Annotated in this window: 11 protein-coding genes; all 11 read left to right on the forward strand. The window is 65.6% G+C overall.

Annotated features, from left to right (window positions below; all coding sequences use genetic code 11):
• A partial coding sequence (locus F6X40_RS41885; protein ID WP_222946137.1) for a hypothetical protein occupies window positions 1-187 on the forward strand: 187 nt, incomplete at its 5' end.
• A gap of 453 nt (window positions 188-640) precedes the next feature.
• On the forward strand, window positions 641-2,038 hold the full coding sequence (locus F6X40_RS22950; protein ID WP_184033583.1) for an undecaprenyl-phosphate glucose phosphotransferase: 1,398 nt from the start codon (window positions 641-643) through the stop codon (window positions 2,036-2,038).
• Window positions 2,039-2,118: 80 nt separating this feature from the next.
• Window positions 2,119-3,564, forward strand: a complete 1,446-nt coding sequence (locus F6X40_RS22955) for a UDP-glucose dehydrogenase family protein (protein ID WP_184063491.1) — start codon at window positions 2,119-2,121, stop codon at window positions 3,562-3,564.
• 33 nt (window positions 3,565-3,597) lie between these two features.
• Window positions 3,598-4,053 carry a low molecular weight phosphotyrosine protein phosphatase gene (locus F6X40_RS22960; protein ID WP_184063488.1) on the forward strand — a complete coding sequence of 152 codons (456 nt, stop codon included), beginning with the start codon at window positions 3,598-3,600 and terminating at the stop codon, window positions 4,051-4,053.
• A complete protein-coding gene (locus F6X40_RS22965) occupies window positions 4,047-5,252 on the forward strand; it encodes a polysaccharide biosynthesis/export family protein (protein ID WP_184063484.1) in 1,206 nt (401 codons plus the stop codon). The genes F6X40_RS22960 and F6X40_RS22965 overlap by 7 nt, the downstream gene beginning before the upstream one ends.
• A gap of 136 nt (window positions 5,253-5,388) precedes the next feature.
• Entirely contained in the window at window positions 5,389-7,587 is a 2,199-nt protein-coding gene (locus tag F6X40_RS22970) for a polysaccharide biosynthesis tyrosine autokinase (RefSeq protein WP_187629392.1), read from the forward strand.
• A gap of 56 nt (window positions 7,588-7,643) precedes the next feature.
• Entirely contained in the window at window positions 7,644-8,585 is a 942-nt protein-coding gene (locus tag F6X40_RS22975; protein WP_187629327.1) for a glycosyltransferase family 2 protein, read from the forward strand.
• The gene (locus tag F6X40_RS22980) at window positions 8,582-9,742 is read left to right on the forward strand and encodes a glycosyltransferase family 4 protein (protein WP_187629328.1); all 1,161 of its coding nucleotides are present in this window, start codon (window positions 8,582-8,584) and stop codon (window positions 9,740-9,742) included. Before F6X40_RS22975 ends, F6X40_RS22980 begins: the two co-directional genes overlap by 4 nt.
• A 3-nt stretch (window positions 9,743-9,745) precedes the next feature.
• Window positions 9,746-11,248, forward strand: a complete 1,503-nt coding sequence (locus F6X40_RS22985) for a glucose-6-phosphate isomerase (RefSeq protein WP_187629329.1) — start codon at window positions 9,746-9,748, stop codon at window positions 11,246-11,248.
• Window positions 11,245-12,474, forward strand: a complete 1,230-nt coding sequence (locus F6X40_RS22990; RefSeq protein WP_187629330.1) for a glycosyltransferase family 4 protein — start codon at window positions 11,245-11,247, stop codon at window positions 12,472-12,474. Before F6X40_RS22985 ends, F6X40_RS22990 begins: the two co-directional genes overlap by 4 nt.
• A 70-nt stretch (window positions 12,475-12,544) precedes the next feature.
• On the forward strand, window positions 12,545-13,711 hold the full coding sequence (locus tag F6X40_RS22995) for a glycosyltransferase family 4 protein (protein WP_187629331.1): 1,167 nt from the start codon (window positions 12,545-12,547) through the stop codon (window positions 13,709-13,711).
• Window positions 13,712-13,809 lie beyond the last annotated feature (98 nt).

The following is a 13,809-nucleotide window of genomic DNA, read 5'->3' on the forward strand; positions in this document are numbered from 1 at the left end:
GGTGCCGGCAGGCGTGACCGGGGCCGGAGCTGTCATGGTGAACTCTCCTCGAGGCTGGATGAATGCGTCGAGTTTTATCACGAAGTCGCGAATCAATAAAAGCGCGTTAAATACAATTCCGATAAAAGGCGCGTCGCATTCATTCGAAATTCACCAAAAAATGGCTCGTCTATTTATTTATAAATAAAAATTACCTGAAAAAATCAGCAAGCATTTTTTTCGCTTAATGATGCGCAAGAATGACAGCACGAGTGGAGCCCGAGCTTCGCGCCAGAACTGTTGGCAAAGCGAAAGATTCTATGTGAAAGCGCTCGAATGGGCTTGCCGGAACCTTCTATCGGGCCCATTGCGGCAACAATTACCGCACAAAATGCATAAAAAATGCCGAAATTTTGACCGATACAATTTGAGATTTTTTGCGGTCTTGTCGTGGGAATTTTAATACCGCTTTATTGAGGTATGAACAAGGGTATTCACTCATTCGCATTCGGATTTTGCGGTCTGTCCATTCAGGCTCATTCAGTCCAGTCGCGCCGCCAGGCAGATCGGAAATAAAAAAGCCCAACGATGAAACCCGCATGCAACAGCCATTTCAACCAACCGACGGATCGCACTTGACTGACGAACAGAGGGGCGGCGCATGCTGAGCGTTCTAGCGAGAATCATCGACATTGCCATGGTCGCGCTCGCCGCGGTGCTGGCGGCGGGCGTGCACAGCGGCAGAGTGGTATGGCTCGACGATATGCAAAGCGTGTCGCTTGCGTTCGGCTGCCTGCTCGTGGTGGTGTTCTTCCCGCCGCTCGGCATCTATCAGTCGTGGCGCGGCAAGCCGCTCTACGATCTGCTGTCGCGCGTCACGGGCGGCTGGCTGATGGTCGAAGTGACCGGCGTGCTGATCAGCTTCAGCGTGCACCGCGCCGACAGCCTGTCGCGGCTGTGGCTCGTTTACTGGGCGCTCGCGTCGATCGTGCTGCTGGTCGTCACGAAGGTGATCGTCTATTCGATCCTGCGCGGGCTGCGCCGCGAGGGCTTCAATCAGCGCGCAGTCGCGATCGTCGGCGGCGCGCCGTACGGCCGCTTCCTGATCGAACAGATGCGCGGCCGTCCCGAAGCCGGCTTCAAGCCCGTCGTCGTGTTCGACGAGGACGGCACGATCAATCCCTACGAAGACCCGGACGCGGCGCACGCGGTCGCGGGCGTGCCGGTCGAGCGCGACTATCAGCGCATGATCGAACTGGTACGGCAGCGCGCGATCCGCGAGTTGTGGCTCGCGCTGCCGATCTCGAAGGAGAAGGCGATCCATCGCTTCGTGATGGATCTGCGCAACGACTTCGTGAACATCCGCTTCATCCCCGACGTCGGCAGCCTGACGCTGTTCAATCAGCCGATGGTCGAGCTGCTCGGCGTGCCCGCGATCAATCTGGCCGCCTCGCCGATCACCGATCTGCGCGTGCTGCCCAAGCGCGTGTTCGACAGTGTGTTCGCGCTGGGCGCGCTGACCGCACTCGCGCCGCTGATGCTCGCGATCGCGCTGATGGTGAAGCTCAGCTCGCCGGGGCCGGTGTTTTTCCGCCAGCGGCGCAAGGGCATCGACGGCCGCGAGTTCGAGATCTTCAAGTTCCGCTCGATGAAGGTCCACACGGAAGCGGCCGGCAAGATCACCCAGGCGACGCGGCGCGATCCGCGCATTACCGCGGTCGGCGCGTTCCTGCGCCGCACCAGCCTCGACGAACTGCCGCAGTTCATCAATGTGCTGCGCGGCGAGATGTCGGTGGTAGGTCCCCGTCCGCATGCGCTCGAGCACGACGACATCTACAAGGATCTGGTGAAGGGCTACATGCACCGCTACCGGATCAAGCCGGGCATTACCGGCTGGGCGCAGATCAACGGTTATCGCGGCGAAACCGATCGCATCGAAAAGATGATGGGCCGCGTAAAGCTCGATCTGTACTACATGCAGCACTGGACCTTCTGGCTCGACATCAAGATCGTCGTGCTGACGCTGTGGAAGGGCTTCGCGGGCAGCAACGCCTATTGAACGCGGGGTGCCGGGCCGCGCCGATGCCACGCATCGCGCGAGCGCATTCCTGAATCAACTTTTTTACCGAGGTGCAATCCATGAACCTGACGATCATCGGTAGCGGTTATGTCGGCCTCGTGACCGGCGCGTGTCTGGCCGACATCGGCCACGACGTGTTCTGTCTCGACGTCGACGCGCGCAAGATCGACGTGCTCAACAACGGCGGCGTGCCGATCCACGAGCCGGGGCTGCAGGAGATCATCGCGCGCAATCGCCGCGCCAAGCGCCTGACGTTCTCCACCGACGTCGAGGCCGCGGTCGCGCACGGCGACATCCAGTTCATCGCGGTCGGCACGCCGGCCGACGAGGACGGTTCCGCCGATCTGCAATACGTGCTCGCGGCCGCGCGCAACATCGGCCGCCATATGACCGGCTTCAAGGTGATCGTCGACAAATCGACGGTGCCGGTCGGCACCGCATCGCGCGTGCGCGAAGTGGTGGCCGCCGAGCTGGCCGCGCGCGGCGTCGAGCAGATGTTCTCGGTCGTGTCGAATCCGGAGTTCCTGAAGGAGGGCGCGGCCGTCGAAGACTTCACGCGGCCCGATCGCATCGTGCTCGGCTGCGACGAGGACGTGCCCGGCGAAAAGGCGCGCGAACTGATGAAGCGCCTGTATGCGCCGTTCAACCGCAATCGCGAGCGCACGCTGTATATGGACGTGCGTTCGGCCGAATTCACCAAGTACGCGGCCAACGCAATGCTCGCGACACGTATCTCGTACATGAACGAGCTCGCGAATCTGGCCGATCGCGTCGGCGCGGATATCGAGGCGGTGCGCCGCGGCATCGGTTCCGATCCGCGCATCGGCTATGACTTCCTCTACGCGGGTTGCGGCTATGGCGGCTCCTGTTTTCCGAAGGACGTGCAGGCGCTGATCCGCACCGCGGCCGACCACAACGCGAACCTGCGCATTCTCGAAGCGGTGGAAGCGGTCAACGATGCACAGAAGCAGATCCTCGCGCAGAAGATCGTCGCGCGTCTCGGCGAGGATCTGTCGGACCGCACGTTCGGCGTCTGGGGTCTCGCATTCAAGCCGAATACCGACGACATGCGCGCGGCGCCGAGCCGCGAGCTGATCGCCGGGCTGCTGGGCCGCGGCGCGCGCGTGAAGGCCTACGACCCGGTCTCGATCGACGAAGCGAAGCGCGTGCTCGCGCTCGATCTGAAGGACGTGCCGCAGCAGCATGCGCGACTTTCGTTCGTGAGTGAAGAGATGGAAGCGGCGAGCGGCGTCGATGCGCTCGTGATCCTGACCGAATGGAAGGTCTTCAAGAGTCCAGATTTCGATGCGCTGAAGCGCATCCTGAAGACGCCGCTGATCTTCGATGGCCGCAATCTGTACGAGCCGGACGTGCTGCTCGAACTCGGCATCGAGTATCACGCGATCGGCCGGCGGCATGCGTTGCGCAACGCGCCGGCGCGTGTCGGCGCGAAGGGTTCGATGCAGGCGGCGGACCTCGCCGCGACGGCAGCCTCCGGCCGCTGAGGCCACCGCGATCGCCGCGCGAGAGAGTCCGCCATGTTCGACAACGTTCTGATCGTGTGCCACGCCAACGTGTGCCGCTCGCCCGCCGCCGAGATGCTGTTCAAGGCGAGCCAGGCGCGCGCGCCGCGCTCGCGGGCCGCACCTATCGCGTTTCATTCGGCGGGCATTCGTGCGGTGAACGGCCACGGCATGGACCCGGTGATGCGGCGCCTGCTCGAAGAGCGCGGCGTCGCGGCCGGCGTTCACCACGCGCGGCGCCTCGAGCGCTCGCTCGTGCGCGCGGCCGATCTCGTGCTGGTGACCGAGCGCGCGCAGGTGAGCAAGGTCGAAGCGCTCGATCCGTCTGCACGCGGCAAGGTCTATCCGCTCGGCAAGTGGGAAGCCGATTCGGACGTCGCCGATCCGCACGGCGGCGCGGAAGACGAATACAGGGAGAGTCTCGTGCTCATCGAACATCTGGTCATGGGATGGCTGAAAAAAATATGCTGAAGAAACCCCGCATCGAAAACTCATTCGCGAGCTTGCGCACGAAGCTCGCCGCCTCACTTCTGCTGACCTCCTTTCTGTCGGCCTGCGCGACCGCACCGGGCAATTACCTCGACACGTCGCGGCTCAAGGACAACGATCAGGCGCCGAGCGAAACCTATCCGGTCCATCTGATCGACGCGAACCTGATCATGGCGCAGGCGCAAGCCGCCGCCGCGAAAACCCAGCCGTTGCCGCCAGCGGCGCTGTCCGATCCGTCGCTGTACGTGTACCACCTCGCGCCGCAGGACATTCTCGGCATCACCGTGTGGGATCACCCCGAGCTGACCACGCCGCAGGGCAGTACCTTGTCCTCGGGCGGCAATACCACGCAGACGATCGCGGGTGCGTTGCAGCAGCCGTATACGGCCGCGCTGCCGGGCCAGGCCGATCCGTACGGCCAGACCATCGCCGCCGACGGCACGATCTTTTTCCCGTTCGTCGGCCGCATCCAGGCCGCGGGCAAGACCACGACCGAGCTGCGCGCTCAGCTCGCCGCGCGCCTCGTGCCTTATATCCGCAATCCGCAGGTCGACGTGCGCGTGCTGTCGTATCGCGGCAAGAAGGTGCAGGTCACGGGCGAAGTGAAGCAGCCGGGACCGCTCGCGGTCAGCGACGTGCCGCTGACGCTGGTCGACGCGATCACGCGCTCGGGCGGCACGAACCCGGACGCCGACATCCAGCGCGTGCGACTCACGCGCAACCACAAGCTCTATGTGCTCAATGCCGATCGCATGCTCGATCAGGGCGATACCACGCAGGACGTGATGCTGCAGAACGGCGACGTGGTCAACGTGCCGGACCGCACCGACAGCCGCATCTTCGTGCTGGGCGAAGTGAAGACGCCGATCCAGGTGCCGATCGCGCGCGGCCGCATGACGATCGCCGACGCGCTCACGCAAGGGGGCGGCATCCTCAACACCGACGCCAATCCGCGCCAGATCTACGTGATGCGCGGCATGCGCGAGCATCCGACCACGCCCGAGGTGTTCCGCCTCGACATGACGCAGCCGGACTCGATCATGCTGTCCTCGCAGTTCCAGTTGCAGCCGCTCGACGTCGTGTACGTGGGCACCGCCGCGTCGACCACGTTCAACCGTGTGTTGCAGCAGGTGCTGCCGAGCGTGCAGACGCTGTTCTATCTGAAGCAGCTGACGCGCTGAACGTTTGGCCTGTAACGTCCCGCGCCGCTGTTGTTCGGGCGCTGCGGGACGTGCAACGAAAGCAGAAGTACCGCTGACGCGAAAGCCGAAGCCAACGACACGGGATGGAACAGTGAGCAATCAACTCTCTCCACACATGGCTGGTCCGATCAAGACCGAAGAAGAAGACGTCGTCCTCGGACAACTGGTGCAGGTGATCCTCGACGACATCTGGTGGCTGCTCGCGATCACCGCGATCATCGTCGCGATGGCGGTCGCGTACTGCTACCTCGCCAAGCCGACTTATTCGGCCGATGCGCACGTGCGCGTCGAGCAGTCCGACAGCATGTCGCAGGCGCTCACGCAAACGCAGACCGGCGCCGCGATCACGAGCGGCTCGACGTCGCTGCCTACCGACGCCGAGATCGAAATCATCAAGAGCCGTGGCGTGGTCGCGCCGGTCGTGCAGCAGCTGAAGCTGAACTTCAGCGTTACGCCGAAGACGATCCCGCTGCTCGGCAACATCGCCGCGCGCCTCGCGACGCCGGGCCAGCCCGCGCGCGCGTGGCTGGGGCTCACGTCCTACGCATGGGGCGGAGAAAAAGTCGACGTCGATTCGATCGACGTGACGCCGTCGCTCGAAGGCGAGAAGCTGCTGCTGCGCGTGATCGACGCGCAGCACTATGAACTGTTCGCGCCGAACGGCTCGCTGCTGCTGCGCGGCCAGGTCGGGCAGCAGGCGCAGGGCGGGGGCGTGACGATGGTCGTCAACACGCTGATCGCGCGCCCCGGGCAGGAGTTCACCATCGTGCGCTCGAACGATCTCGATGCGATCACCGCGTTCCAGTCGGCGATCACGGTGCAGGAGCAGGGCAAGCAGACCGGCGTGATCCAGATCTCGCTGGAGGACAAGAGTCCCGAGCATGCGGCGCTCGTTGCCAATGCGCTCGCGCAGTCGTATCTGCGCGAGCACGTGTCGAACAAGCAGGCCGACGCAAGCAAGATGCTCGATTTCCTGAAGAGCGAGGAGCCGCGCCTGAAGGCCGATCTCGAACGCGCGGAGGCCGCGCTGACCGCTTATCAACGTCAGTCCGGCTCGATCAACGCGAGCGAAGAGGCGAAGGTCTACCTCGAAGGCAGCGTGCAATACGAGCAACAGATCGCCGCGTTGCGTCTGCAGATGACGCAACTCGCCGAGCGCTACGGCGACGACCATCCGACGCTCGTCGCCGCGCGTCAGCAGATGACCGAGCTGCAGGCGCAGCGCACCAAATACGCGGACCGCTTCCGCGATCTGCCGGCCACCGAAGTGAAGGCCGTGCAGTTGCAGCGCGACGCGAAGGTCGCCGAAGACATTTACGTGCTGCTGCTCAATCGTGTGCAGGAGCTGTCGGTGCAGAAGGCGGGCACCGGCGGCAACGTCCATATCGTCGACGCCGCGCTGCGCCCCGGCGCGCCGGTCAAGCCGAAGAAGATGCTGATCATCTCGGCGGCCGTGATTCTCGGGCTGATCGCGGGCACCGGTTTCGTGTTCCTGCGCCGCAATCTGTTCAAGGGCATCGACGACCCCGATCACGTCGAGCGCGCGTTCCATCTGCCGGTGTTCGGCCTCGTGCCGCAAAGCGCCGAGCAGGTGCAGCTCGAAAACAGCTATGCGCGGGGCGGCGAACGGCAGCGTCCGGTGCTTGCGAACGCGCGGCCGAAGGACGTGACGATCGAAAGTCTGCGCAGCCTGCGCACTGCGATGCAGTTCACGCTGATGGACGCGCGCAACTGCATCGTGATGCTGACGGGGCCGATGGCCGGCGTCGGCAAGAGCTTCCTCAGCGTGAACCTGGCGATGCTGCTCGCCCATTCGGGCAAGCGCGTGTTGCTGATCGACGGCGACATGCGGCGCGGCACGCTCGAACGTTACGTGGGCGGCTTGCAGGAAAACGGCCTGTCCGAGCTGCTGAGCGGCCAGATCTCGCTGGAGGAAGCGATTCGCGGTTCGAGCGTCGAGGGCCTGAGCTTCATCTCGTGCGGCCGCCGTCCGCCGAATCCGTCCGAGCTGCTGATGTCGCCGCGACTGCCGCAGTATCTCGACGGCCTCGCGAAGCGCTACGACGTGATCCTGATTGACACGCCGCCGGTGCTCGCGGTGACCGATGCGTCGATCATCGGCGCGTATGCGGGCTCGACGTTCTTCGTGATGCGCTCGGGCATGCACAGCGAGCTCGAGCTGGCCGATGCGCTGAAACGCCTGCGCTCGGCGGGCGTCCACGTGCAGGGCGGCATCTTCAACGGCATGCCGGCGCGCTCGCGGGTCGGCTACGACCGCGGCTACGCGGCGACTCAGGCATACCTGAGCACGTGACGCGGGCTCCGCACTGCAGCACCGACTTCTGCACGACAGGAACAGAGGACATCACGATGAAACTGACGGTACTGGTACCGACTTATCGCCGCCCGGCCGATCTGGCGCGCTGCCTCGCGGCGCTCGCGCGGCAATCGCGCGCGCCCGACGAAGTGATCGTGGTCGCGCGCGTCGACGATGACGCGACCCATGCGTGCCTGCGCGATCCGTCCACGGGCGGCCGCCTGCCGCTCGTGATCGCGCCGGTGGACATACCCGGCCAGGTCGCGGCCCTGAATCGCGGGCTCGACGCCGCGAGCGGCGACGTGATCGCGATCACCGACGACGACGCCGCGCCGCGCCGCGACTGGGTCGAGCGCATCGCGGCCGCGTTCGAAGCCGATGGGCGCCTCGGCGCGCTGGGCGGGCGCGACTGGGTGCACGAGAAAGGCCGCGTGCTCGACGGCGAGCGGCCGCTGGTCGGCAAGGTGACCGCGCACGGCAAGATCATCGGCAATCATCATCTGGGTGTCGGTGCGGCGCGCGAGGTCGACATCCTGAAGGGCGCCAACATGAGCTACCGGCGCGAAGCGGTGCGCTCGATCCGCTTCGACGCGCGTCTGCGCGGCGCGGGCGCGCAGGTGCACAACGACATGGCGTTCAGCCTCGCGGTGAAAAACGCGGGCTGGAAGCTCGTGTACGACCCGCAGATCGCGGTCGATCATTTCCCGGCCGAGCGTTTCGACGACGACAAACGCGACGCGCAGACGATGGCCGCGCTGCGCAACGCCGCGTTCAACTTCCATCTGATCCTGCGCGACCAGTTGCCGCCGCTGCGCCGCGAAGCCGCGTGGTGGTGGTGGACGCTGGTGGGCACACGGCTTTATCCGGGCCTCACGCATGCGGCGCTCGCGCTGCTGTCGAAGCAGGCGCAGTTGAAGTTGTCGCGCTGGCGCGAGGTTCGCGCAGGCGCCCATGAGGCGCGGCGCGCGCTGTCGAAGAGCGGAGTGTCCGCATGAGCACGAAGGTTCACGTACATCTCTTTTACGGCGCCGATCCGCGTTTTTATCGCAAGGGCGACGATATCGGCTGCCTGTACGGTTATCACCATGCGCAGTCCGAAGCATTCGCGCTGACTTATTCGCAAGACGCGCGCGAAAGCCGGCCCGTGCGGCTCGTACGGCGCGCGCTGAAGGCCGCGCTCGGCTTCGATTTCATCCATACGTGGCGCAATCGCGCGGAGATGCTGCGCTCGGACGTGATCTGGACGCATACCGAGCAGGAGTGGCTGTCCGCCGCGCTGATGCTGCTGCTGTGCGGGCGCAAGGCGGGGCCGGGCGCGTCGCCGCTGCTGCTCGCGCAAAGCGTGTGGCTGCTCGACAAGTGGCCGTCGTACGGCATCGTGCGCAGCTGGTTGTATCGCAAGCTGATGACGCGCGCGGATCGCTTGACCACACTCGCTAGCGAAAACGCCGGGTTGTGCCAACGCTATTTCCACCGCGACGCGACGCCGCTGCTGTACGGCCTGAACACGCGCGACTTCCCGGTCACCCCGCCGACGCACTGGACGCCGCGCACGCCGCTGCGCATCGCGGCGATCGGCAACGATCGCGACCGCGACTGGGAGACGCTGATCAAGGCGGTCGGCAACGATCCGCGCTACACGGTGAAGCTCGCGACGCGGCGGCGCATTCCCGCGTCGCTGCGCGCGTCGAATGTCGAGATCGCGCTGTTTTCCGGCATCAAAAAGCAGCACGAGCTGTACGACTGGGCCGACGTGATCGTCGTGCCGCTGCGGCCGAACTCGCACGCGTCGGGTATCACGGTGATGCTCGAAGCGGCGGCGGTCGGCAAGCCGATGGTCGCGACCGACGTCGGCGCGCTGCGCGACTATTTCCCCGCCGACGAAGCCGCCTACGTGCCGCCGTTCAAGCCGCAGGCACTGCGCGATGCGCTCGACCGACTCGCCGCCGAGCCTGACGAGGCGCTGCGCCAGGCGCAGGCAGCCGCGGCCGGTCTGCTCGCGCGCGATCTGACCACCCAGCACTACGCGATGCAGCACGTGCGAATCACGCGCGAGATGCTGAGCGCGCGCGGGCAGGCGAGCGCGCATGCCGACGCGGCCACGCACGCGCAGCCCGCCGCACCCGGGCGCGAATCGCGCGGAGGCCTATAAGCGATGTCGACGATTCCGCGCGCGAACCCGTTGCCGCCGCCAGGCGCGGCCAACGCCGGCCCAGCAAAACACGCCGCGAGCGGGCTGCTGTCAGGCGGCCCGCGAGAATGGCTGCCGCCGCTCCTGCTGTGGCTGATCGCCGCGGTGCTGATCGTCGCGCATCAGGGCACGGTGCTCACGCTGGCGTTCCCGGTGCTCGCGATCCTCACGGGTCTGTGGCTCTACTTCAAGAGCCCGGCGCGCTACATCGGCTTCATGTGGTGGCTTTGGTTTCTGAGCCCCGAAGTGCGGCGTCTCGCCGACTGGTCGAAGGGCGCGTTCACGCCGACGAGCCTGATCCAGGTCGCGCCGCTCGCCGTCACGATGATCAGCGGGCTGTCGCTGCTGCGCTACTACCGGCTGCTCGCGCAGCGCCGGGGCTTGCCGGTGCTGCTGATCCTGCTCGGCCTGATCTACGCGTTCCTGATCGGCGTGATGTCGAGCGGCCCGCTCGCGGCCACCTACGACCTCGCGAACTGGCTCTACCCGATCCTGATCGGCTTTCACATCATGGCGCACACGCGCCAGTATCCGCAGTATCGCGACACGATCATCAACACGTTCATCTGGGGGATGCTGGTGATGGGCGGCTACGGCCTGATCCAGTTTTTCATCATGCCGCCGTGGGACGCGCTGTGGATGCTCGGCTCGCAGATGAACTCGCAGGGCGACCCGGTGCCGATGGGCGTACGCGTGTTCAGCACGATGAACTCGTCGGGCCCGTTCGCGTTCGCGATGATGGGCGCGATGGTGTTCGTGATGGCCGCGCAGCATCGCGTGCGCTGGATCGCCGCCGCGCTCGGCTTCTTCTCGTTCGCGCTGAGCCTCGTGCGCTCGACGTGGGGAGGCTGGGTCATCGCGCTCCTGATCCAGCTCGTGAAGTCGAACAACAAGGTGCGCGTGCGCATCGTCGCGAGCGCGGTACTGCTCGCCGGCTTGTGCGTGCCGCTGCTCGCGGTCGGCCCGGTGGCCGAACGGATGCAGGCGCGGCTAAACACGATCGTCAATCTGCACGACGACCAGAGCTACGCGGCGCGTAACGAGTTCTACGCGACCTTCGCGAAGACCGCGTTTACCGACGTCTCGGGCGAGGGCATGGGCGCGACCGGCACCTCGACGAAACTTTCCAACGACGGCGGCCAGCTCGGCCAGTACGGCAACTTCGACAGCGGCGTGATGAACATTCCGTTCGTGCTCGGCTGGCCCGGCACCTTGCTGTACATGTCCGGCATCGTGTGGCTGCTGACGCGCGCGGTGCTCGGCTCGTTCAGGCTGCGCGACGACAAGTTCGTCTCCGCGTGCCTGAGCCTGTGTCTTGCGACCTTCGCGATGCTCGTGTTCACGAACTCGCTGGTCGGCACCGGCGGCCTGCTGCTTTTCATGGGCGCTTTTTCGATTCTTTCCGCGGTTCACCACGAAAAAATGAACCGCGCACGCACGCTATTTCTCCACGGAGGCACGGATTGAGAGTCGCCATTGTCACGCATGTAGTGCGCCATAACGACGGCCAGGGGCGCGTCAACCACGAGATCGCGCGCGCGGCGCTCGACGAGAACATCCGCGTGACGCTGGTCGCGTCGCACGTGGCGCCCGAGCTGCTCGCGCATCCTAACGTGCGCTGGGCGCCGGTGAAGATCGGCCGCTGGTGGCCCACCAATCTGCTGCGCCAGCAGGTGTTCGCGGCGAAGAGCGCACTGTGGCTGCGCGCGCATCGCCGCGACTACGACGTGCTGCACGTGAACGGCTTCATCACCTGGATGCGCGCCGACGTCAATACCTCGCATTTCGTGCATAGCGGCTGGTTCGCGAGCAAGTACTACCCGTTCGGTCTCACGAAGGGCGTGTGGTCCGCGTACCAGTCGGTCTATACGCGCTGCAACGCGTTGCTCGAGCGCTGGGCGTACCGGCGCTCGAAGGTGATCACCGCGGTGTCGCAGAAGGTCGCCGACGAAATCCGCGCGATCGGTCTCACGCCGCGCAACCGCGTGGACGTCATCTACAACGGCGTCGACACGCAGGGCTTCGCGGCGGCGAACGGCGATCGCGCAAAGTTCCAGCTACCAGAAGATGTGTTCCTGCTGCTGTTCGTCGGCGACCTGCGCACGCCGCGCAAGAATCTCGGCACCGTGCTCGCCGCGTTGAAGCATCTGCCCGAGCATGTGCAGATCGCGGTGGCCGGCTTTCTGCCGGGCAGCCCGTATCCGGACGAGGCGAAGGCGCTCGGCATCGCGCATCGCGTGCATTTTCTCGGGCTCGTGAAGGAGATGCCGGTGCTGATGCATTCGGTCGACGCGTTCGTGTTCCCGTCGCGCTACGAAGCGATGAGTCTGTCGCTGCTCGAAGCGATGGCGGCGGGGCTGCCCGTCGTGACCGCGCGCACCGCCGGCGGCGCCGAGATCATCACGCCCGAGTGCGGCATCGTGCTGGACGATCCCGACGACCCGCAAGCGCTCGCTCGCGCGGTCGCGCAACTCGCCGGCGACGACAGCGCGCGCCACGCGATGGGCAAAGCCGCGAGCGAACTCGCGACCGGCTTCGGCTGGGCGCGCATGGCCGCGCAATACATCGCGCTGTACCGGCAACTGGCCGGGCAGCAGGAAAACCGCCGGCGCAGCCAGACGGAAGCGACGGTCGTCGCGCAGAACGATGCGCTGACGCTGAACCATCTCGCCGGACAGAAGAGCGTGGAATGACCGCGCGAAGCGCGCCATCCACGCCTACACATAGCAACTCACCGCAAGCAACACACAGGGGCACACCATCATGACGACTGGCTCAATCAAATCACTGCAGATCGGGATGCACTGGTTTCCCGAACGCGCGGGCGGCCTCGACCGCATGTACTACTCGCTGGTCGGCGCGCTGCCGGGCGCGGGCGTCGCGGTGCGCGGCGTCGTCGCCGGCTCGCCGCAAGTCGCGGCCGATACCGGTGGCGCGATCAACGGCTTCGGCCCCGCCGCGCAATCGCTGCCGCTGCGGCTAATGGCGGCCCGCCGCGCGCTACGCCACGAAATCCGCACGTCGCGGCCCGATGTGATTTCGTCGCACTTCGCGCTCTATACGTTTCCGGGTCTCGACGTGACGCGCGGCATTCCGCAGGTGTCGCATTTTCAGGGACCGTGGGCCGACGAGAGCCACGTCGAAGGCGCCGATTCGTTCGGCCAGCGCGCGAAGCGTTATCTGGAGCAGTCGGTATACGCGCGTTCGTCGCGGTTGATCGTACTGTCCGACGCGTTCGGCAAGATTCTCACGACGCGCTACGGCATCTCGCCGGAGCGCGTGCGCGTGGTGCCGGGCTGCGTCGATGTCGAGCAGTTCAATCTGCCGATCACGCAGGCCGAGGCGCGTCTGCGTCTGCAATTGCCGCAGGACCGACCGATCGTGCTGGCGGTGCGACGGCTGGTGCGGCGCATGGGTCTCGAAGATCTGATCGATGCGGTGAAGCTGCTCAAACGCAGCGCGCCCGACGTGCTGCTGCTGATCGCGGGCAAGGGTCGGCTCGAAGGTGAGCTAGAGGCGCGCATCGCCGACGCGGGGCTCGAACACAACGTGAAGCTGCTCGGCTTCGTGCCCGATCAGCATCTGGCGGCGCTGTATCGTGCGGCCAATCTCAGCGTCGTGCCGACCGTCGCGCTGGAAGGCTTCGGGCTCATCACGGTCGAATCGCTCGCGTCGGGCACGCCGGTGCTGGTGACGCCGGTCGGCGGATTGCCCGAGGCGGTGGCGGGATTGTCGCCCGATCTGGTGTTGCCGGAGACCGGCGCAGCTGCGATCGCCGCGGGTCTCGCCGGCGCGCTGAACGGTACGCTGAAGTTGCCCGATGCGGATGCATGCCGCCGCTATGCGCGCGAACGCTTCGATAACGCGGTGATCGCGAAGCGGGTCGCGGCGGTGTATGCCGAAGCGATTGCGGGGAGCGTGCTGCATTGAAGCGCAGCGGCGGCGGTTCAATCGAATGAAAAAAGGGGCGAGGCTCGGATCGATGCGTTCGGGCCTCGCGTTCATGTCGCCGCAAGACCGGCAAAAAA

The sequence above is a fragment of the Paraburkholderia sp. UCT31 genome, assembly GCF_014397655.1.
GTDB classification, from domain to species: domain Bacteria; phylum Pseudomonadota; class Gammaproteobacteria; order Burkholderiales; family Burkholderiaceae; genus Paraburkholderia; species Paraburkholderia tuberum.

What these genes read in the sequence shown, in the direction of transcription:
- F6X40_RS22950 (WP_184033583.1), top strand. Translation starts at nt 641, where the DNA reads ATGCTGAGCGTTCTAGCGAGAATCATCGACATTGCCATGGTCGCGCTC.
- F6X40_RS22955 (WP_184063491.1), top strand. Translation starts at nt 2,119, where the DNA reads ATGAACCTGACGATCATCGGTAGCGGTTATGTCGGCCTCGTGACCGGC.
- F6X40_RS22960 (WP_184063488.1), top strand. Translation starts at nt 3,598, where the DNA reads ATGTTCGACAACGTTCTGATCGTGTGCCACGCCAACGTGTGCCGCTCG.
- F6X40_RS22965 (WP_184063484.1), top strand. Translation starts at nt 4,047, where the DNA reads ATGCTGAAGAAACCCCGCATCGAAAACTCATTCGCGAGCTTGCGCACG.
- F6X40_RS22970 (WP_187629392.1), top strand. Translation starts at nt 5,389, where the DNA reads ATGGCTGGTCCGATCAAGACCGAAGAAGAAGACGTCGTCCTCGGACAA.
- F6X40_RS22975 (WP_187629327.1), top strand. Translation starts at nt 7,644, where the DNA reads ATGAAACTGACGGTACTGGTACCGACTTATCGCCGCCCGGCCGATCTG.
- F6X40_RS22980 (WP_187629328.1), top strand. Translation starts at nt 8,582, where the DNA reads ATGAGCACGAAGGTTCACGTACATCTCTTTTACGGCGCCGATCCGCGT.
- F6X40_RS22985 (WP_187629329.1), top strand. Translation starts at nt 9,746, where the DNA reads ATGTCGACGATTCCGCGCGCGAACCCGTTGCCGCCGCCAGGCGCGGCC.
- F6X40_RS22995 (WP_187629331.1), top strand. Translation starts at nt 12,545, where the DNA reads ATGACGACTGGCTCAATCAAATCACTGCAGATCGGGATGCACTGGTTT.